Here is an 18,536-nt window from a genome sequence, read left to right on the forward strand (position 1 = left end):
GGCCTGGGGCGCAACCGGCGCTTATTGCAAATCATTATTATTCTTGTAAAGCCGGGGTGTCCCGGGCCACGCCCGCCACGTGAAGAGAAGAGAGATAAATCCGGGGAGACAGCTGAGATAAATCCGGGATACCGCGGGATGGGAAGGGATTTATCGGGATGGAATTGCAAGAGCCTTACAGAATCGGGCCGGTTGATTTAGCCCGATCGCAAGGTCAGGACGAACTGCCGCCTTGGCTGGATATGATGGCACGGATTTCGTCTTCCAGCTTGGCGGTCATGCGTCGGGCTACCCTCTCCACTTGATCCGAGTCCGCAGTGCGCGCAACGAAGCTCAGGGTCATGGCGTACTGATATGCCACGCTCGCCAACGACGTAACCACCACATCAGTGACGGTGCCGGCGTAATCGCGCAGGCGTTGGATGCCGTCTTGTTGGTCATAAGGTTTGGCGGGCTCCGAAAGTGGATGTTGAAAGGAAGGACTATAAGGAGCCGTCTGCAGACTGCCGAGCGGAACCGGCAGTGCGGTATCCGCCCTTGTCCGCCTGTGGTTGTGCTCTCGACCGGCATCAATGCACGCCTGGAACTGCGGTGCCTGTTGCTTGGCTTCCTCTGCATCTCCGCCGGCGCAGATGAAACCGGCGGTAAATGCGTCGGCGCGGACCTTGTGCACGTGCTCGGCGCTGGCCTGGGCCGCTGCAGGAGCCGCAGCACGCATAGCCCTGTAGATCTCGGCCGGGGCATTGCCGCCGGTCCGCTCGAGATACTCGCGCGCGGCCTTGGCACCGGCCTGGACCATTTCGTCCGTCACCGCCTCCCCGGCTACAGGGGCGCGCACCAGGGACAGCGCCCTCAACACGGCGTTGACCATGTTTCTGCGGATATCGATGGCTACGGACACGGGCGAGACGACCGGTTCTCGGCCTTCACGGTGCGCAATCCGGGTCATCGTGTCGTAGCACTCAGCATAGAGTTCAAGTGCGCGCTGCACGGCTTCCTGCGTTGCTGCCTGGGCGGATTTGTTCTGATTGGTCATCGGGCTTCCTTGCTGATGGTCATCGTGGCGTCGCTCCGATCCGAATCTATGTGGATGGTGGTACTGGAGACAACTACGCAGACAACTGCGAGGAACCAGCCCCACCCCGGCGCGCGCTTGTAAATCAGAAAGGCGGCCATACCGAATAGGCTGCCCAAATATGTCAGGGCCAAAGCCCATCTGAAGGATTCGCTCATGGGATTGCTCCTTGATCCGGGCTCGCTTCGCAGTTTCGGCCATTCGCTGCGGCCCGGTCCGCGCGCAGCTTTGCCTTCCATCGCTCGGCCTTCTGGATGACCTTCTCGTCGCTCAGGTAGCAGGCCTTGCACCAGGTATGCAGCTTGCCTCTGGCGGTGTAGAAGAACTCACCGTCAGCGGGCCAAAAGTCCTTGCAACGAAAGCACTGGATCTCAGTGCCCAGCTCGGTCTCGATCTTGAGGCGTGGCACTCGTTTCACGGCTTGGTACTCCCCAGATTCAACGCCACTTGCAAGGCCTCGAAGGCTTCAAGCATCGGGTCGAAGGTGTTGCGTGTGAAGGCCTGGTTGAGCTTGGCCTGCAGCTTGCCGAGAACTGCTGGCTCGAGCTGCCGATCGCGCACCTGATCGACGAGATGCCGAACACGCTCTGGCAGGATGCGCATCGCCCATTTCTTCATCGTTTCGATCGTGCGCTCCGCCTGAGCGCCGTCAATCCATTGCAGCGCCTCGACACCGGTGATCCGTTTGACGTAGGCGGCCAAGGCCTCCTCGGAGGCGTTGTTGACCGCACCCAGATCGCGCAACAATAGCCACAGGGCGCGAATCTTCTTGCTTGTAGCCTCGGTGTCGATCGGCCGACCGGGGCGCGGCTTCAAACGCACCTTGAAGCCAAATCGCTTGAAGTGATCCAGGGCCAGTTGCAGCTCTTCGGCGCTCATCGCTGAGCAGGAGTCCTTCTTGCCGCCGGTGACCGTCAGCAGAGCCGCGCGATAGGTCTCCTTGTCCAGCTTCAGTTCGCGTTGGGCGACATGTACAAGCCGGATCAGGCGCTGGCGCTCGGCGGCACGCGGTGCCGAGGCGCCCCTCACGGCTGCCCCCCGATATCGTCGGCCATCATTTGGGCGGATACTCGCTCAGCGTGGTCGGCGAGATCGCTCAGTTCACCCATATTGAACTGATCGACGCCATCCCAAGCTTCAGCCATGTTGAGAAGCCGCTCCCGAATGGCGCGCAGGCTACGACGTTGGCGACCGGCAAGCTGTTTGGAGGTGGGGCTGGCCATGCTACTTCCCCTGTCCAAGCATCAATGGCGCCGCGCTTGCGCCCACGCCCTGATGCAACTGGATGCCAGCACCAGCGTGGTGGCCCGCGACCTGGTCGGCCCAGCCGCGAGCGCCGGCGTCACGGCTGCGCGGGGTGAACTTGTCCAGGTTCGGGTGATTCAGCTGCATGTGCGCCTCGATCGCAGTCTTCTGGTCTGCCGAGGGTTCCATCCGCCGAGGTACGAGAGATGCGACGGCCGCGACCCAACCCTGGCAGAAGGCATCAGCACGGGCCGTCTTATTCTTGGGGCCGCAACGCTTCAGTTTCGCCTTGATGTGGTCGGCGCGCGCCCGCGCCATCAGCCGCAACAGCACCTGCAGGGTGTACTGTGCCACCTCGACACCGGGCGAGCAGCCGACCAGCAGCCACACCGCTCCACCGGGGAGGACTCCGCCGCTCGCGAGGATGAGCTCGCAGCCGAATGAGTCGGCCACAAGGCCAGCAAGGTGGGCTTCATGCCTACTCGGCTTGCGAGCGGTGGCCTTGACCGAGCACTCACGAGCACCGACCGCCTGAGCTTCCAGCTGCGATACGCCGTGCTCACGCATCAGCGCTTGCGCTTGGCGCAGCGCTGCAGCGGCCTCGGCCGGCTCGCTGGACTTTGCAAGCGCCAGGCACTTCCCGATCTTGCGAAGGATGTCGTCTTTATCCATGTTGGAGATCCTCGGGCAGGCTTCGCAGCGCCGGCACGACCGGAACGGCATAGATCGGCGTGTGGCCAGTGAAAATGCAGTCCTGGGTCTCGCCATCTGGGAAGACCTGCTTGAGCATGGTGACCGCATCCAGCCGCGTAAACGCGATGCTCATGCGATCCGGCAGCAGCCGGCCGATGTTGACAATGCTGGCACGCAGGATATCCACCTTCAGCCTGTCGTCCACAGCCGTCAGGTGGTCGAGACGCTCGACGTCGGCGACGATGGAGTCGATTTCAGCAAGGCAAGCCGCCTTGCTCAGCGGGCTGCCCGGCGTCTTGTAGGCATCCAGGACTGTACGGATGCGTTGAATGGGATTCATGGCTGTGTCCATTGTGTTCTCGTTGATGAGGGGGCTCTCTACGGCTGCGAAAATGGACCGCTGGCGCTACGCACCGTCGGTCTCAGGGGAATCCATTCCAGGAAGCTGGGGTTGGGTGCGGCGCCGCGACTCGGCCAGCATGACGCGGTAGCGCTGGTAGACATACACATAGCTCACGCCCAGGTGCGCGGCGATCTCCGACGCATTGCCGCGGCGAAGGTGGTGCCAGATGTAGGTGTCGTGCTCCAGCCGGACATAGCCGCGGTCCTTGGGGAAATACAGGCTCTGGCCGCTGTAATGCCGGTGCACCAGATCGACCAGCTCATCGCCGAGTGTGGCTGCGTCCTCGGCCGTAAGCTGAAGGCGCTCGATCAGGAAGATGCCGAACAGCTCGGCCATCTCCTGCAGGGTCTTGTGGCGGCGTCGTACGGACGGCGTATCGTCGGGGGGCATGGTCATTTCTGGCTCCTGGCGCTTACCGGAGCGCCCTACAAGGGCAAGGCGTTCAAGAAAGCGTGCATGTCAAAAAAATCCGGGGTCGATCTGAGCCCCCCCCGGCCAGGCTGGGACGTCCCGCGCATTTAGCCGTGCGCGGCCCCCTTATCGCTTGGGGTGTGGAGCGGCTGGGTCATACATCGATCGGACCGATGCGGGTGCGCCTGTCGTATTCGCCGGCATCCCAGGCTGGCACATGTTCCGGGCACCAGCTGCAAACACCTTTGCCCAGGGTGCGGTCAACCCGCAGCCAGTAGCACACATCGCTGCCCTTGGTGTCGCAGCAGGCATCGTTGTCGGAACATCCGCAGCCCACACACTGCGCGATCGAAAGCAGATTTCTGGCCATGGTCATGATCACACCGCCGCGATGTCCAGGCAGATCGGCGAGTACTCGTCCGAACCCTCGCGCCGCTCGTAGAAGCGCACATAGGGTTTGCTGTTGGCCACGCTCACGCTGTCGCTGATCGCGGCCATGGCACGTTGCCAGCGGTCATCTTTGATGGGAAGACGACGCAGGCCCAGCACGCGAGCCGTGTTGATCTGGCCGGCCTTGTCCACCCGGAATGCATCGTTCACCAGCACCTTGATCTCGTCGCGCGAGTCTTCAGACCAGGAGGTGATGCATTCGTCGATCAGGGTTTTGGCCCCATGCAAGCGCTCGTCGAACACGAGACGGTCCTGGATCTGCAGCCGGATCATGTAGCGTCCGCTGAACGAGGTCAGCGTCAGGTTTCCCTTGACGCTACGCGACTTCACTCCGTACTGCTCGACGCTCGTCTCGACAAATGCCTCGATATCGCGAAACGCGCGGACCTTGAAATCCGCCAGCAACGTGCTGATGATCTTGGCCTGGTCGATGAGCGTCTCGATGGTCTGGTCGCGCAGCTTGTCGATATCGGATACCAGGGCTTCGGGGACGTACGAACCGTCCGCCTTGAGGCGAAATCCCGGCGGGATGTCGGGGCGGTTGGCGGTGGTGCTGGTCATGATGCTTCCTTCATGTTGGGCGAGGCGATGGAGTCGGCGATCTCGGCTGCGGCCTCGTCCACGATGGCCGAGATCTGCACGATGGCGTCGTGCTTGCTGACCGAGCTGGCCGGCGCCTGGTGGCGGCGCAACACGGTCTTGATACGGATGAGCGCCACAACGGCGACATCGTCAGATTTGCTCATGGGGTCTCCTGAAAGGCGGCGAACGCCTCGAGCCTGGAAAAAATTGCCGCGCACAACAGCCCGATCGCGCTGGCAGCGGTCTCATCGTCACGCGCGCTCACGCCCTGCAGGTGATGGATGACGGCATGGGACACTTCGTGGGGAACGATCTCACGCAGGTTGCTGCCCGAGAGCGGCACAGCGACCGTCCCGATCACGCGGGCACCCGGCGCGGCCGGCTGGAAATAGCCGTGAACGACCTTGCGATCGCTGCGCCTGCGGCCTCCGCGATACTCCGCGTCCACGTCGGCTACACTGGGCAGCAGTCGCACGCGCAGCCGCATCCCGGCCACCACAACCTGAAAGACCATCAAGGCGCGAACGCGAGCCATGTCAGTGCCTCGTTGCCGGCGTGTCGGTGTGCGCGAACCGCGTGCGCTGGATCGCGGCGGCGATGTGCTTGCGCAGTGCCTCCTCGTCATTGCCCAGCTGGGCGCTCATGATGTCGCTGAGCAGCTGGCTCAACTCGGCGAAGGAACTGCGCAACGAGCAATGCTCGAAGAACAGGTTGGTCAGGTCCTTGTTGGCACCATGCAGCGCGTAGCGCAGCTCATCGATCGAGTCAAACGCCGCCGGGTTGGCCAAAGTCGGGCCCGACATGAATTCAACCGTCATGGCGCACCTCGTCCTGTTGGATTGCCAGGCGCACGCCCTGAAACAGCGCCGTGATGCGGCCGTCGGCCTGGCGCGTGGAGGCTTCGCACATCCCGCGCAGGTACTCAGCGGGCATCCCGCACAGGTCGAGCAGCAAGATGGGCGCGCCACCGTCGTCCGGAATCAGCTCCTCGCTTATCACGCGCAGGCCCAGCATCCGCAGCGCCCGGCCCGCGGCGTTGGCAGCCGCTATCTGCGCGATGCGCGCCGGGGTATAGACCCTCGGCGCCGTGGTGTTGTCGATCAGTTCCATTTCGTCTCCATGACGATGTCGGCACTCACCGCCGGAGCGCCGTTCTCGGCGGCCAGGTTCATGGCGGCGGTGAGCAGGTTGTGCACCGCCAAGGGGTACAGGAACGAGCGCTCGGTGTGCCCGCGCGGCACGGGCGGGCACAAGCGCTCGCGCAGCGCCTGCAGGCCATCGGCGGTCACGATCTTGGAGAGGTCCACGCCGAAGCGCTTGAGCCGGAACCGCAGGTAGCCTTCCAGGTGCTCACCCAGCGGCGGCAACGTGATGATCTCGCAGCGCTGGACCACCTCGCGCACAGAGGGGTCGCGAGGGTCGAGTTTTTCGGCGAGCTCGTTCTGTCCGAGCAGGATGACGCTCAAGAGGCGCGAGAACCCATCCTCGAGCTCGACGAAGCGCTTCAGGTGGCGCAGCGTGGCCTTGGGCATGGCGTGCGCTTCCTCGATCAGCACCGCATGGCGCGTACCCGCGCGGTGGCTCTCTTTCAGCCGGTTCTCCAGCTGGCGGTACCGCGCGTCGCTGCTGGCCCGCAGCGGCTCATGCGGGGCGATCGTGGCCATGATGGCGTCCAGGATCGCGCTGGCCTTGAGCGTCTTGCCCTTGACGTCGTCGGGCTCCATGCCGACCACGTAGGGGCGGATGATCTGGATGGGCAGGTCCTCGCGCTGCACGCGCTCCTGCAGGTCGCGGCGCAGCGTGGTCTTGCCGGAGCCCGACTCGCCTACCACCGCGACAAAGCCGCCGCGCTTGCAGGCATCCAGCAGCTGGGCACGCGTGTAGCGCAGCTGCTCGTTGACGTAGAACTCGTCGCTGCTGGCGACTTCGTCAAAGGGGTTGCCCGGCAGCTTGAAGTGGCGCAGGGTCTGAGGGTGTAGAATCTGCTTGCGAATCGACATGTGTTCGTCCTCATTCGTGGGGGTATGCTGTTGTTCGGGCGCCACCGCACTGACCTGCGGTGGCGTTTCTTTTTCAAAGGCCACGGCAATCTGTTCCTCGGTGGCGCCGTGGACTTTCAAAAACTGGATCGTGGCCTCGCGCAGCTGGTGCTGCCGCACCCGAGGCCATAGGGCGTGATTGACAAGTTGAGCGACCGTCGCCGGGCTGAGTTCGACGGCGATCGCAAGCTGGCTTTGCGACACGCCGAGCGCCGGCAAGATCCGTTTGAGTTTCAGCTGCTGTCTCATCTGCTTTCCTAGGCGGCGCGCACGATGTGCACGATGGACGGTTGAATGGGCGCCGGCGCCATGGCCGCGCGTAGCGCTTGCACTGCGGCGTCAATGGCATCGGCCGGAACGCCCTCGGGATACAGGGCCTGCAGGCGTGTGTAGTGTTCAGGCGACCAGTCGGGAAACACCGACTTGAGCTGCTTGGCGGCCTGGATGTGCGAAAGCGGCGGCAGGTGCACCGTCGGTGCGACCAGGTCGTGATCCCGGCCGCGGCGCGGCAGTGTGGCGGGCACGTGCTCGAGCGCCTGGTCGATGTGGGCGAAGGGGTCGATCTGCCCGCCGAAGGCGACGGTGCCGGCCTTGCGTGCCGCCTTCGCTTCGGTCTCGGTGGAGGTGCCTGTCGCCATCAATTCCAGGGCCTTGGCGTTGGTCTGCGCGGGCGTGTCGGCGTGACGGGCATAGCTCTCTCCGATAACGGGTGCATCGGCCACCATGCCGAACTGGTCGTAGGTGACACGTTGCACGACCTGGTAGGCCTCATGGCCCGCGTCGTCGCTCATGACGACCTGGACGGTGTCCTGGGCCCAGGGGTTCTCGCAGACGAGCAGCTTCTCGCCAACGCAAACGCCGGGGACCGTCGAAACGTCGTAGTCCGAACCTCGGTAGCTGACGCGCAAGTGCGTGGAAACCACGCGCGACTCGGGTGCGCTGAGGGCGAGTGACCGCAGGAGCTCCGCTGCCGGCGGGGTCACCAACTGTTCGGGTGTGATGTGCAGCCAGGCGGAGTCGCGAGTGCGCCCCGTGCGCGTGTGGATTCGCGTGCCGTTGAAGTATCGGCGCCAGCGTGCCACCAGCGCATTGATCTTCTCCAGGCTGTCGACCTTGTCGGACGGCAGCAGCCGCAGAGTGGACTCGAAATCGCGCTCGGTGATGTCCTGGCCCTTCTCGACCTGGCCCTTGGCACGCGGGTTCTTCGGCTTGTTGATCTGGACGTGGATCCGCAACGCCTTGCACAGGTTCTTGAAGATCGCGCTGGTGTTGGCCGACCCTGGGTCGAGCATGACCATGAGGGGCACGCCGAACATGGCTTCACCTTCGCGACGATGCATCGCGTCGATGAGGACGTCAACCAGGTTGGTGGCGTTCTCCCCACCCGTGACGTACGTGGAGTAGTTCCAGCCGCTGGTGTGATCGGTCACCACGTAGCGCCACAGCGACTCGTTGATGACCTTGATGACGTTGGCCGGCTTGTTCTTGTAGAAGTCGGTGTGGTCCATGATGCGCAGGCCGTTGTCGCCCTTCGACGCGCGCGGCAGGTAGAACAGAACGCATCGCGAGGCGTCGATCTGCCATACATGGTTCGGGTGCAGGCTGCGCAGGCTCATCGCCGGCGCCGGCGCGAGCAGTTGCTCCGGATGCAGCCGATAGTTGCGCAGCGCCTTGCGGATGGTAGAGATTGACAGGGGAGAAACTTCGCCCGTCGCCGGGTTGATGCGCAACGCTTCGATCATGTTGTTGGCGCGCAGCACCTCCACCGCGGCCGCCACGCTCTTGAGCATCTTGCCGTTCTTGCGCATGTGCTCAAGCAGCACGGCCGCGATCATCTGTGCCTCTTCCACGGGAAGTGCGGTCTTGCCGGCGTCCGAGCGACGCTTGCGGGTCGGTTTGCTGACCAGGTCGCCCAGCAGGCGATAAAGCCGGGCCTGCGACATCTGCAGCCGCGCAGCAGCGCCGGCCAGGATCTCGCCCTTACGCCCGTGCGGCGCAACGCGCCAGGCACGGGCGACGTCGGCCAGCTCTTCGGCGATGACAGCATTGGCGGGGGCTCCCATCGTCGCCTCCTTACTCGTCCTGCGCCCAGGCCGGCAGTTCGTCGCCGTCAGCCTGGGGCAGGTTGAACTCGGTAAACAAGTCGCCGATCTGTTGCTGGACGGCGCGCAGGCTGGCGGCCAAGAGCCGCGTGCGCTGCGCATCGCCCTTACCGTTCTCGACATACGCCGCGCACAGTTTTTCCAGGCCTTCGCGCAGCTTGCCGGCAATAGTGGCTTCCAGCCCCACCAGCTCGGCTTCGACCTCGGTGTGCAGGCCCACCAACTGCGCGTCAGGCTTTTCTGCCTTGATGCGGCGATTGGCGGCGTCCCGCTCTTTCTTGAGGGTATCGATCTGGTCGTTCTTCTCCGCGAGCAGTTTGTCGTTGGCCTCGGCTTCGGCGCGTGCTTCACGCAGCGTCTTGCGCAGATCGGACACCGACATGGTGGCGATGTCGTCGAGCGTGAGGCCCGCGACGGTGCCACCGTCATTCAGTTCGGCGACCTGGTCGTCGTCGAGGACGAGAAGCTCGATAAGTTTCGACTTGTTACCGGCCGCCTCGATCAAATGCGTCGACGTCGACGCATTTGAGAACTTCAGCGCTGCCTGGCTCATGCGCTGCGCGAGGCGGGGTTCGAGGCCGAGACGGGACAGGAAATCACGCCAATCCCCGTGCGGCACATGTTCGCGCACCACCAGCAACGCACGACCGGCCGCGAGCATTTCGTCGGCGCTACGCGCCAGGTGGGTGCGAATGACGTGTTCGTAGCGCGGCAGGTCAAAGGGCAAGCCGTCACCGAACTGCTTGAGGACCAATGCAGAGCGTTCGGCCGCCTGGACCTGCGCCGCCTCGATATCTGCGGCGGGCTTGGCCGTGTCAGGAGCGACGGAGGGGGAATTCTTCGGACGTGCCATGGTGACTATCCTTTTGTCGGGGATTCATGAATGGGTTGAACGTCGACCAGTTCCATGCGCAGCGCGTGCGGCTGGCCGACGTGCTTGAGCACTTCGAGGAGCATGTCGCGGGCAACCGCAAATGCCACGTCGGCTTCGGTCGTGGGAATGCGGTTCACGCGCACGCGATACTCCGATCTGCCCGCGATGTAGATATCGACGGTCGTGTGGTGATCGACGGGCCTGGCCTGGGTCACAGCTGCGTCCCGGCCGCGATTCGCTGGTTGATCTCGGTGATGCGAGCGGACATCCGCGCGCAGTGGTCGGCGTGGGCCTGGGCGAACTGGAGCGTTGCCATGCCATGCGCGTAACGGCCGTTCTCGTACTTTGTGACCAGGTCCTCGGTCATCAGGGTTGCCAGCGCGCGGGTGACGTTCGTCGGCGATTCGCCCGTCATCGCGGCAATCTCCTGGTTGGACAATCCGGTCAGCGTGTGACCACGCAGTGCCTTCCAAATGCGCAGCACGCGCTGTGCGCTGTTGATGGGCGCTTCGTTCATATCGTGAACTCCGAAGTTGCAGGCATCCACAAGCGGCCTTTGACCGGGCGGTGCTCTGCGACGTGCTCGACCTGGTCGAGCATCTGCGCGAGGGCGTGCAGCCGTTCCAGTGTTAGTTCGACGCCAACGAAGGGGCCGCCGTCCAAGGTAACCAGAGGGCGCTGATCGTGTGTGCGGGTGTACTTGACCTTGATCTTCATGCTGCCGCCCTACGGGGAGCAGCGGCCTTCAGGCGGCGATTGATCCGCTTGGGCTGAGCATGGCTCGGCCAGAGGGTGGAAATGGGCTGGCCAATCAGATCGGCGATGGCACGCTCGATGCGCGCCGACCTTGTACGGCCGGAGATGACTTCGAAGACCGTGGTGGGAGCGACCTTCAGTTTGGCGGCCAGCGCAGTGGGCGTGGTGCCCTTCATGCGAATCGAGGCCTTGATCAATTCAGGATGCATGGCGTCTGCTATCCTCGCGGGGTGTGGTTTTAAGGGTCGGGAACCAGGTAGGTTCTTGAGGGTGAATGATGGTACGCAAATGCGTACTTGTCAAGTCGTTTTGAGGATACCCAATTGAGTAATTTGGGAGAGCGGCTGCGCGAGGAACGGCAGCGACTGGGTATGAACCAAGCTGAGCTTGGTTCGGCTGGTGGCGTCCAGAAACAGGCGCAGCTTAAGTACGAAAAGGGTGAGCGCTCGCCAGATGCGAATTATCTGGAAGCAATTGCGCGTGCCGGTGTGGACGTCCTCTATGTGCTTACCGGTTCCCGCTCGTTTGCTCCGCCCGCACCAATCGCCCCAGAACACCGAGCGCTGGTTGCGGACTACGACGCCTGTTCGGTAGCTGACCAAGCTGTTATCCGACGCACTGCTGCTGCGATGGCGCATCGAGGCGGAGACCCGGTGCAGAGCGCCCGCAGCGTCAATCAGCACGTCAGCGGCGGAAAGGTGATAAACAAGAAATTCAAGCTGAACATGGGAGATAAGAAGTGAGCCAACGCTGTATCACCATCAATCAGACGGCTTCCGATACTGGATCGATCACTAATCAAAAGCCACGTATCAATGTTGAATCTGCAATGCTGGTGATCTTCGTTTTAAAAAACGACGCAACCAACAATGTCAGGGTCACCTTGCTCGAATAGGGAGGAATCTGGTGATGGCATACATCTTTAAGACACAATGTCGAATCAATGTGGCGGCCGCATTGGCCACTGCACTGATGCTGATCTTCACCCCTGCTCACGCTGCTGAGAACCTGGCGGTCCTCAAGCAGAAAGCTCTCGCAGGCGACTATCAGGCGCAGCGGAACCTCGCCTTCGGATACTCGGATCGGTTCTCCGATCAAAAGAAGAATCCGGTATTGGCATGCGCATGGAGGATGGTCATCTTGACTACGGAACAGGCTGACGAAACCGACATGAGCAACTACAACACCTATTGCGGAAAGCTGCCTCCAGATTTGCTTTCCATCGCCCAGATGAAGGCCGAACTCCTGTTGAAGCACATCGACACGCCGCGGCAGTAGCGTCGCAGTAAATCCATTTAATAGCACTCCAAGCACGCGGGCGGCACGATGCAGGTTCATTCTGCTCGCCGCCCTTTTTCTTGCTCTGGAGTGCTGCCTTGGTCCGTACCGTATACCCCACTGTTCCCCTGCGTCGCCGCCTTCCGCGCCTGACCACTTGGCTCATCGTCGCCGCATTGCTGATCGTCGTGATCGGCATCGTTTCCCCCCAGCAAGTCCCTGTCGCGATCTATAAGCTGAGCCTGATCAGCCTGGCGGCCGTCGGCTCCTACTGGATCGACCGCGCACTGTTCCCCTATGCACGGCCTGACGGCTACCTGGTGCGTGATTGGCGCTGCGGCGCATGCATCGGCTCGCACCGTGTTGACCACCCGATCGCCGACGGCTACGAAATCCCCTTCATGGTTGCCACGATCCGCCGTACGGCGATCGCGGCCGCCGTCATTCTGGCTGTCGCGCTGGGGCTGTGATGCGCCAGCAGCTCCTCCGCTTCGGTCGACACCTGATCGTCCTGCTTGTGGCCAGTTGCACGGCATTGCCGGCGCCAGCGGCCGACGTGCCGCGCGCTGCCCATCAGTACCGATCGGAGCTCGTGCGTAACGCCCGTGTCGTTTGGGGCATGGACGCACCGGTCTCGATGTTCGCGGCCCAGATCCACCAAGAAAGCGCCTGGCGCCCTGGTGCGGTTTCTGTCGTGGGCGCGCAAGGCATGGCCCAGTTCATGCCGGCGACCTCCAGCTGGATCGCTGGGCTCTACCCCGCGCTGGCGCAGAACGCCCCTTTCAATCCATCCTGGGCGCTGCGCGCCCTGGTGACCTACGACCGCTATCTCTACGACCGCATCCGCGCCCGTGATGACTGCGAGCGCATGGCGATGACATTGTCGGCCTACAACGGCGGGCTGGGCTGGATCTCGCGTGACCAGAAACGAGCATCGAGTGCGGGGCTTGACCCGCTCATCTGGTGGGGATCGGTCGAGACGGTCAATGCGGGCCGATCGGCGGCCAACTGGCGCGAGAACCGGGCCTATCCCGACCGCATCATCCACCACCATCAGCCGACCTATGTTGCGGCATCCTGGGGGCCTGGCGTATGCCCGTGAATCTGAACATCGTGGGCTGGGCGATCGCGCTAGGCGCGCTCGCGGCGGGCCTGGGCTACTGGCGCGGCGAGGCCAATGGCCATGAGCGTGGCGTTCTCGAAACACAGGCTGCGCACGACGCCCGCCAGGTCGACTCGCTCGCCAAGGGCCTCGATGCGCTACGCGCCGACGTCTCGGGCAGCACGGCGATGAACAAGGAACTGCGCACGGCGATGACGGGCCTGGAGCAGCAGAACAAGACGTCGAATACGGAGCTCAAGAATGCGATTGCGAAATCTCGTCCGGCTGGTGCTGTGCAGTGCCGCTTTGATGCTGACAGCATGCGGATCCTCGGCGCCGCGGCAGACCGAGCCGATGCCCTGGCGGCCGGCGGTCTTGCTGCCAGCGGAACTGGCCACGCGGTGTCAGCCGGTCGTGCGTCCGGTCGATGACTCGGACGCAGCGGCCGCGGTCGCCTTGGAGGCGATGTACGGCCTGTACGGCACCTGCGCAGGCAAGCACGTGGACACCGTGGACTACATCAACAAGCCGGGGAAGGATCGGTGAAGATCGAATTGGAAGTCTGGCAGCTCATCACGCTGCTGATTGGTTTCTTTGGGGCTTGCGCCGGCGCGGGTCGGTTGCTGCTCACGCAGATGTTGCGCCATATCGATCTGCGCTTTCGTGCGCAGGAAGATGCGCGTTCGGCAAACCATGAGCAGGTGCAGCATCGGCTGGACAAGCTCGAGGAGTCAGCCAAGCTGGAAGCCGGCGAGTGGCAGCGCGTTGAACGAGAGTTCTTGCAGATGCAGCGCGACATGGCCTTGCAGTATGTGCGCCGCGAGGACTACATCCGCGGCCAGAGCGTTGTCGAGGCCAAGCTGGATGGGTTGGCCGTGAAGATCGAGAACCTGCAGTTGCGGGGAGTGTTGGATGGAAAACAAAATGCAAATTGACCTGGCCCGCTCGCGCCGCGAATCGCTGCGCTGGCTGATCCTGTTGACCCTGAACAACGCACGTCCGATCGGCGCCTTTGAAGGGCCGATCCTGTCGGTGGCGCAATCCGAGTATCCGGACGCCACGCCGTTGGAACTGCGCCGCGAGCTCGACTACCTGTCGGACCGCGACCTGGTTAAGCTGGAGAAGCGCCCGGACGGCAAGTGGTTTGCCGACCTCACGCGGTATGGCACCGACGTCGCCGAATACACCATCGACTGTGAGCCTGGCATCGCCCGGCCCGTCAAGTACTGGTGAACCATGGCTGGCAAAAGCAGCATTCACCGCCTGCCGGCAGAGATCAAGACCTATATCGAGGCGCAACTGGCCACCGGTTGCCATACGCTCGATAGCCTGATCGAGGATCTGCGCGAGCGCTTTCCGGCCGAGGCCAATGCCGGGTCGCTCCCCAGCCGCAGTGCCATCGGGCGTTACGGCCAGAAGCTGGAGCGTCGCCTGGCGGCTATCAGGGCCAGCACCGAGGCGGCCAAGCTCATCCGTGCGCATGCGGGCGACGAGATCGACGCCCGCAGTGAAGCGCTGACGGCCCTGGTGCAAACCGAGCTCTTCGAAGCCATCATTGAGCTGCAGGAAGCCGACGAAGAGACCGACTCCGGCAAGCGCGTGGAGCTGTTGAGCAAGGCCGCAAAGAACATCGCCACGCTGGCGCGCAGTTCGGTCAACCTGAAGAAGTTCCAGGCCGAGGCCGAGGAGCGTGCGCGGCGCGCGCTGCTCGCCCAGCAGGACGCCAAGCTGCAGGAGGTCGCCAAGGCCCAGGGCATGAGCGCCGAGCAGGTCGACTTCTGGCGCCGCGACTTCCTGGGTATCAACGCACCATGAGCATCCTCTTCCAGATCCCCAACAAAGAACTCGGCACGCGCCTCACGCACTACGGCTGGTTCTGCGGCGTCGTGCCCGTCTTTCTCGGCGACCTCGAAGGCGAGGCCCCGTTGGTGGTCGAGCGCAACGGCATCTCCGAGTGGGTGTTGAGCCTGGCCGGAGCGCTGTTCAGAGTGTTCGTCAAGGTCGCCGCAGTCGTCGCGCCCGACCGAGATATCCAGATCCCGCTGGTGGTGACGGGCCCGATCACGCCTCTGCCTGGAGGTGATCGTTGATGGCCGCCGTCATCAAACCCCTGGCCTCCACTCTGCGCATCCTGGAATGGGACGACCTACCCGCCAGCGTGCGTTCGATCTCGGACAACTTCAATCCGCTGGCCGACGGCATTCTGATGCTGCACCAGCGCCAAGTCGCCGCCCTCAAGGCGTCGATCATCGCCATTCCGAAAGGCCGTCGTACCGGTATAACCTTCGGCACCATGCTGAACAAGACGCTGGTGGCGGCGGCCCGCAAGTCCGCTGGCGGCGACAACGTCTATTACATCGGCGACACCAAGGAAAAGGGTCTGGAGGCGATCGGCTATTGCGCCAAGTTCGCCCGGGTGATCGCGCGTGCCCAGGGCGAAGGCGTCACGGGCGTCGAGGAGTTCCTCTTCGAAGACCAGGATGAGGGCGGTAAGACCAAGCACATCACCGCGTATCGCATCCGGTTTGCCAGCGGCTTTCAGGTGTGCGCCCTGTCCAGCCGGCCGGCGAACATCCGGGGCCTGCAGGGCCACGTCGTCATCGACGAGGCAGCGTTCCATCCGGACGTGCAGGGTGTGCTGGAAGCGGCCACCGCGCTCCTGATTTGGGGCGGCCAGATCACGATCATCAGCTCCCACAACGGCAAAAACAACCCGTTCGCTCAGTTGTGCCGCGACATCGAGGCCGGTCGTTATGGTGAAGATGCGGCCGTTGTGACGGTCACGTTCGACGATGCGGTCACCAACGGCTTGTACGAACGCGTGTGCTTCATGAAGGGCACGCCGGCCACGGCCGAGGGGAAGAAAGAGTGGTACAGCAAGATCCGCAATGCCTATGGGGTGCGCAAGGCGGCCATGCGCGAAGAGCTCGATGCCATCCCGCGCGACGGCAGCGGCGTCAGCCTGCCTGGCGTCTGGATCGAGAACGCCATGGCCGAGGAGCGGCCGGTCGTGCGCTTGGCGCTTGACGATGACTTCGTGCGCAAGAGCGAGGCCGAGCGCCGCTCATTCGTCGAGGACTGGATTCGCCGCCAGGTTGAACCCGCCCTGGCGCTGCTCGATCCCAAACTGCAAAGCGTTTTCGCCCAGGACTTCGCGCGTCATCGTGACTTCTCGGCGTTCGGCGTGGGTCAGATCGAGGCGAACCTGCGCCGGCGGGTGGTGTTCGTCGTCGAGATGCACAAGGTTCCGACCCGCCAGCAGGAACAGGTGATCTGGCACATCATCGAGAAGCTGCCGCGTCGTTGCGGTGGCGCCATGGACGCCACTGGCTCGGGCGAAACACTGGCCGAGTACACGGCCGACAAGTTCGGGCACGACCACGTCCACCAGATCAAGCTGAACCGCGCCTGGTACGGCACCTGGATGCCCAAGCTGATCCAGGGGTTCGAGGACGGGATGATCGACCTGCCGCGTGACGCCAACGTGGCGGCCGACCTTCGTGCGATCGAGGATGTCGAGGGCATACCGATGGTGGTCAAACTGCGGCGCAAGGATCTGAAGGATCCGGAACTGACCCGCCACGGGGACTCTGCGGTGATGCTGGCGTTGCTGTGGTTCGCCACGATGAACCTTGCCGCACCCATCGATTACACGCCGGTGCCGCGCCAAACGAGCCGCTGGGATGCATTGCCTGGTGAACTCGACGACGACACCCCGCGGGCCGGCGACGGCGCGTGGCGCGAGGCACTTCAAATTTCCGGCCTTTTGGGGCGTTTTTTGGGGTGGGTGGCTACGCTGACCCCAGTCGCGCGCCTGAGGGCCTTTATAAACACGCGTAAACGGCTTGCCGGGGCTTCGGTCCACCGGGGAACCGTCGCAGGTTTGGGTTGAGACCCGACAGAGAGAGATTCATGGCTCAAATCGTTGATCAATTCGGCCGCCCGATCACCAGCATGCACCTGGAGGAGCCGCAGACGGCTCGGCTGGGGCACCTGCAATCCGAATGGGAGAACCACCCCACACGCGGGCTCACCCCGCCGCGGCTCGCGCAGATCCTGCAGCAGGCCGAGACGGGCGACATCACGGCACAGCACGAGATGTTCGCCGACATGGAGGAAAAAGATGCGCACCTCTTCAGCGTCATGCAGACGCGCCGCCTGACGGTCAGCCAGCTCGACTGGTCGATCGAGCCGCCCGCGAATCCCACCAGTGCGGAACAGGACGAAGCGGCCTTCGTGACCGAGGTGCTGCAGGGCCTGGAGATGGAGGACATCCTTTTTGACATGACCGATGCAGTCGGCCATGGCTTTTCACCGATTGAGCTCGGATGGGACACGATCGAGAAAACGCGCATGCCGGTCACGGCAACGTTTCGCCCTCAAGGGTGGTTTCGTACGCCCATCTCCCCGGGCCTGGGTCGCAACGAACTGCGCCTGCGCGACAACAGTGCGGATGGAGAGCCGCTCTGGCCTTTCGGCTGGATCATGCACACGCACCGCTCGCGCAGCGGCTACATCGCCCGCACGGGCCTGTTTCGTGTGCTTGCCTGGCCGTGGCTGTTCAAGAACTTTGCCGTGCGCGACCTGGCCGAGTTCCTGGAGATCTACGGGTTGCCGCTGCGCCTGGGCACGTACAACCCCAACACGTCTGACGACAAGGCGCGGGCGACACTCTTGCGCGCCGTGATCGGCATTGGCCACGACGCCGCGGCCATCGTGCCCGAGGGCATGAAGATCGAGTTCAAGGAAGCTGCCAAGGGTGAGTCCACGCCGTTTGACAGCATGATCAGCCTCATGGAGCGCAGCACGAGCAAGGCGGTCCTGGGAGGCACGCTCACCAGCGGCGAAGGCGAGCACGGCACGCAGGCCCTGGGCAAGGTGCACAACGAATTGCGCCACGACCTGAAGAAATCCGACGCGCGCCAGCTTGCTACCACCCTGACTCGCCAGCTGGTGTACCCGATCCTGGCGGTCAACCGGGGCCGCACGTCGTTGCACCGGTGCCCGCGCCTGGTACTCGACACGCAGCAGCCCGAAGACATCAAGTTGCTCGCCGATTCGCTACCCAAGCTGGTGAACATGGGCATGCGGATCAAAGCGGACTGGGCGCACAGTAAGCTCAAGATCCCGATGGCCGAAGAAAAGGATGCGATCCTGCAGCCCGTTTCGCCATCATTTGGCGATGGCGCCGGCGGGCTCGCAGGGTTGGCTGCTGGAGGCCGACGCCAACCCGCTCCCGCGCAGCTGGCCCGGTTGAAGGCTGCACCGGGCGATCCGACCAACGCGGCGGCCGACGCGATCGACAGCCTGGTCGATGCCATGCTCGATGAGTGGCAGGCCAAGCCTGATCCCATCCAGAAGGCGATCCAGGAAGCGCTGGACAGCAGCACGTCGTTCGAGGACTTCCAGGTGGCCGTCGAGGAGCGCCTGGCCGCGATGGACGCCACGGCGCTGGTGGACCTGCTCAGCCGCGGCACGCTGGCGGCCCGCCTCTGGGGCAACTTGACCAACGGCGGACGCACCTGA

Annotated in this window: 32 protein-coding genes; 11 read left to right on the top strand and 21 right to left on the bottom strand. The window is 63.5% G+C overall.

Annotated elements, in window-relative coordinates; all coding sequences use genetic code 11:
* Positions 1 to 214 precede the first annotated feature (214 nt).
* The 21 genes from KDH83_RS03675 to KDH83_RS03775 all read right to left on the bottom strand — a co-directional run bounded on the left by KDH83_RS03675 (position 215) and on the right by KDH83_RS03775 (position 10,839).
* A complete protein-coding gene (locus KDH83_RS03675) occupies positions 215 to 1,036 on the bottom strand; it encodes a hypothetical protein (RefSeq protein WP_053497770.1) in 822 nt (273 codons plus the stop codon).
* The gene (locus KDH83_RS03680) at positions 1,033 to 1,233 is read right to left on the bottom strand and encodes a hypothetical protein (protein ID WP_053497768.1); all 201 of its coding nucleotides are present in this window, start codon (positions 1,231 to 1,233) and stop codon (positions 1,033 to 1,035) included. Before KDH83_RS03680 ends, KDH83_RS03675 begins: the two co-directional genes overlap by 4 nt.
* Entirely contained in the window at positions 1,230 to 1,493 is a 264-nt protein-coding gene (locus KDH83_RS03685) for a hypothetical protein (protein ID WP_155492272.1), read from the bottom strand. The genes KDH83_RS03680 and KDH83_RS03685 overlap by 4 nt, the downstream gene beginning before the upstream one ends.
* Positions 1,490 to 2,104, bottom strand: coding sequence for a regulatory protein GemA (locus tag KDH83_RS03690; RefSeq protein WP_081004522.1), 615 nt, complete (start codon positions 2,102 to 2,104; stop codon positions 1,490 to 1,492). Before KDH83_RS03690 ends, KDH83_RS03685 begins: the two co-directional genes overlap by 4 nt.
* Entirely contained in the window at positions 2,101 to 2,298 is a 198-nt protein-coding gene (locus tag KDH83_RS03695; protein ID WP_053497764.1) for a hypothetical protein, read from the bottom strand. The genes KDH83_RS03690 and KDH83_RS03695 overlap by 4 nt, the downstream gene beginning before the upstream one ends.
* A 1-nt stretch (position 2,299) precedes the next feature.
* Complete coding sequence (locus tag KDH83_RS03700) at positions 2,300 to 2,992, bottom strand: DUF2786 domain-containing protein (RefSeq protein ID WP_053497762.1); 693 nt, start codon at positions 2,990 to 2,992, stop codon at positions 2,300 to 2,302.
* Positions 2,985 to 3,353, bottom strand: coding sequence for a hypothetical protein (locus tag KDH83_RS03705; protein WP_196357769.1), 369 nt, complete (start codon positions 3,351 to 3,353; stop codon positions 2,985 to 2,987). The genes KDH83_RS03700 and KDH83_RS03705 overlap by 8 nt, the downstream gene beginning before the upstream one ends.
* A gap of 66 nt (positions 3,354 to 3,419) precedes the next feature.
* The gene (locus KDH83_RS03710) at positions 3,420 to 3,812 is read right to left on the bottom strand and encodes a Mor transcription activator family protein (protein ID WP_053497759.1); all 393 of its coding nucleotides are present in this window, start codon (positions 3,810 to 3,812) and stop codon (positions 3,420 to 3,422) included.
* Positions 3,813 to 3,981: 169 nt separating this feature from the next.
* Entirely contained in the window at positions 3,982 to 4,203 is a 222-nt protein-coding gene (locus KDH83_RS03715; protein ID WP_249204816.1) for a hypothetical protein, read from the bottom strand.
* Positions 4,204 to 4,205: 2 nt separating this feature from the next.
* The gene (locus KDH83_RS03720) at positions 4,206 to 4,838 is read right to left on the bottom strand and encodes a DUF3164 family protein (RefSeq protein ID WP_053497757.1); all 633 of its coding nucleotides are present in this window, start codon (positions 4,836 to 4,838) and stop codon (positions 4,206 to 4,208) included.
* Positions 4,835 to 5,023 carry a hypothetical protein gene (locus KDH83_RS03725; RefSeq protein ID WP_053497755.1) on the bottom strand — a complete coding sequence of 63 codons (189 nt, stop codon included), beginning with the start codon at positions 5,021 to 5,023 and terminating at the stop codon, positions 4,835 to 4,837. Before KDH83_RS03725 ends, KDH83_RS03720 begins: the two co-directional genes overlap by 4 nt.
* Entirely contained in the window at positions 5,020 to 5,394 is a 375-nt protein-coding gene (locus tag KDH83_RS03730; RefSeq protein WP_053497752.1) for a hypothetical protein, read from the bottom strand. Before KDH83_RS03730 ends, KDH83_RS03725 begins: the two co-directional genes overlap by 4 nt.
* A 1-nt stretch (position 5,395) precedes the next feature.
* Entirely contained in the window at positions 5,396 to 5,677 is a 282-nt protein-coding gene (locus tag KDH83_RS03735) for a hypothetical protein (protein WP_053497751.1), read from the bottom strand.
* Complete coding sequence (locus KDH83_RS03740; protein WP_053497749.1) at positions 5,667 to 5,969, bottom strand: hypothetical protein; 303 nt, start codon at positions 5,967 to 5,969, stop codon at positions 5,667 to 5,669. Before KDH83_RS03740 ends, KDH83_RS03735 begins: the two co-directional genes overlap by 11 nt.
* The gene (locus tag KDH83_RS03745; protein WP_053497747.1) at positions 5,960 to 7,147 is read right to left on the bottom strand and encodes an AAA family ATPase; all 1,188 of its coding nucleotides are present in this window, start codon (positions 7,145 to 7,147) and stop codon (positions 5,960 to 5,962) included. Before KDH83_RS03745 ends, KDH83_RS03740 begins: the two co-directional genes overlap by 10 nt.
* An 8-nt stretch (positions 7,148 to 7,155) precedes the next feature.
* Positions 7,156 to 8,961 (bottom strand): DDE-type integrase/transposase/recombinase, encoded by a 1,806-nt coding sequence (locus tag KDH83_RS03750; protein WP_212312895.1) that lies wholly within the window; start codon positions 8,959 to 8,961, stop codon positions 7,156 to 7,158.
* A gap of 10 nt (positions 8,962 to 8,971) precedes the next feature.
* The gene (locus tag KDH83_RS03755) at positions 8,972 to 9,853 is read right to left on the bottom strand and encodes a hypothetical protein (RefSeq protein ID WP_053497744.1); all 882 of its coding nucleotides are present in this window, start codon (positions 9,851 to 9,853) and stop codon (positions 8,972 to 8,974) included.
* A gap of 5 nt (positions 9,854 to 9,858) precedes the next feature.
* Positions 9,859 to 10,089: a hypothetical protein gene (locus KDH83_RS03760; protein WP_053497742.1), complete on the bottom strand. Its 231-nt coding sequence runs from the start codon at positions 10,087 to 10,089 to the stop codon at positions 9,859 to 9,861.
* Complete coding sequence (locus KDH83_RS03765; RefSeq protein ID WP_053497740.1) at positions 10,086 to 10,391, bottom strand: helix-turn-helix domain-containing protein; 306 nt, start codon at positions 10,389 to 10,391, stop codon at positions 10,086 to 10,088. Before KDH83_RS03765 ends, KDH83_RS03760 begins: the two co-directional genes overlap by 4 nt.
* Positions 10,388 to 10,591 (bottom strand): hypothetical protein, encoded by a 204-nt coding sequence (locus KDH83_RS03770; protein ID WP_053497737.1) that lies wholly within the window; start codon positions 10,589 to 10,591, stop codon positions 10,388 to 10,390. The genes KDH83_RS03765 and KDH83_RS03770 overlap by 4 nt, the downstream gene beginning before the upstream one ends.
* Positions 10,588 to 10,839 (bottom strand): helix-turn-helix domain-containing protein, encoded by a 252-nt coding sequence (locus KDH83_RS03775; protein ID WP_053497735.1) that lies wholly within the window; start codon positions 10,837 to 10,839, stop codon positions 10,588 to 10,590. Before KDH83_RS03775 ends, KDH83_RS03770 begins: the two co-directional genes overlap by 4 nt.
* Before the next feature lie 114 nt (positions 10,840 to 10,953).
* Between KDH83_RS03775 and KDH83_RS03780 the strand changes: the two genes are divergently transcribed.
* The 11 genes from KDH83_RS03780 (at position 10,954) to KDH83_RS03830 (ending at position 18,536) form a co-directional block, all read left to right on the top strand.
* The gene (locus tag KDH83_RS03780) at positions 10,954 to 11,373 is read left to right on the top strand and encodes a helix-turn-helix transcriptional regulator (RefSeq protein WP_155492271.1); all 420 of its coding nucleotides are present in this window, start codon (positions 10,954 to 10,956) and stop codon (positions 11,371 to 11,373) included.
* Between the two features lie 166 nt (positions 11,374 to 11,539).
* The gene (locus KDH83_RS03785) at positions 11,540 to 11,908 is read left to right on the top strand and encodes a hypothetical protein (protein WP_053497731.1); all 369 of its coding nucleotides are present in this window, start codon (positions 11,540 to 11,542) and stop codon (positions 11,906 to 11,908) included.
* A gap of 98 nt (positions 11,909 to 12,006) precedes the next feature.
* Positions 12,007 to 12,378 carry a putative holin gene (locus KDH83_RS03790; protein WP_053497729.1) on the top strand — a complete coding sequence of 124 codons (372 nt, stop codon included), beginning with the start codon at positions 12,007 to 12,009 and terminating at the stop codon, positions 12,376 to 12,378.
* Positions 12,378 to 13,010: a transglycosylase SLT domain-containing protein gene (locus tag KDH83_RS03795; RefSeq protein ID WP_053497728.1), complete on the top strand. Its 633-nt coding sequence runs from the start codon at positions 12,378 to 12,380 to the stop codon at positions 13,008 to 13,010. Before KDH83_RS03790 ends, KDH83_RS03795 begins: the two co-directional genes overlap by 1 nt.
* A complete protein-coding gene (locus KDH83_RS03800) occupies positions 13,007 to 13,441 on the top strand; it encodes a hypothetical protein (RefSeq protein ID WP_155492270.1) in 435 nt (144 codons plus the stop codon). Before KDH83_RS03795 ends, KDH83_RS03800 begins: the two co-directional genes overlap by 4 nt.
* Before the next feature lie 111 nt (positions 13,442 to 13,552).
* Positions 13,553 to 13,945 (top strand): hypothetical protein, encoded by a 393-nt coding sequence (locus KDH83_RS03805; protein ID WP_053497724.1) that lies wholly within the window; start codon positions 13,553 to 13,555, stop codon positions 13,943 to 13,945.
* A complete protein-coding gene (locus KDH83_RS03810) occupies positions 13,935 to 14,243 on the top strand; it encodes a hypothetical protein (protein WP_033454018.1) in 309 nt (102 codons plus the stop codon). Before KDH83_RS03805 ends, KDH83_RS03810 begins: the two co-directional genes overlap by 11 nt.
* A gap of 3 nt (positions 14,244 to 14,246) precedes the next feature.
* Positions 14,247 to 14,825 carry a DUF3486 family protein gene (locus KDH83_RS03815; RefSeq protein WP_053497722.1) on the top strand — a complete coding sequence of 193 codons (579 nt, stop codon included), beginning with the start codon at positions 14,247 to 14,249 and terminating at the stop codon, positions 14,823 to 14,825.
* On the top strand, positions 14,822 to 15,100 hold the full coding sequence (locus KDH83_RS03820; RefSeq protein WP_053497719.1) for a hypothetical protein: 279 nt from the start codon (positions 14,822 to 14,824) through the stop codon (positions 15,098 to 15,100). Before KDH83_RS03815 ends, KDH83_RS03820 begins: the two co-directional genes overlap by 4 nt.
* On the top strand, positions 15,100 to 16,902 hold the full coding sequence (locus tag KDH83_RS03825; protein WP_230846573.1) for a hypothetical protein: 1,803 nt from the start codon (positions 15,100 to 15,102) through the stop codon (positions 16,900 to 16,902). Before KDH83_RS03820 ends, KDH83_RS03825 begins: the two co-directional genes overlap by 1 nt.
* Before the next feature lie 20 nt (positions 16,903 to 16,922).
* The gene (locus KDH83_RS03830; RefSeq protein ID WP_053497717.1) at positions 16,923 to 18,536 is read left to right on the top strand and encodes a DUF935 domain-containing protein; all 1,614 of its coding nucleotides are present in this window, start codon (positions 16,923 to 16,925) and stop codon (positions 18,534 to 18,536) included.

This window comes from Achromobacter sp. Marseille-Q0513 (assembly GCF_018195695.1).
GTDB lineage: Bacteria > Pseudomonadota > Gammaproteobacteria > Burkholderiales > Burkholderiaceae_B > Achromobacter.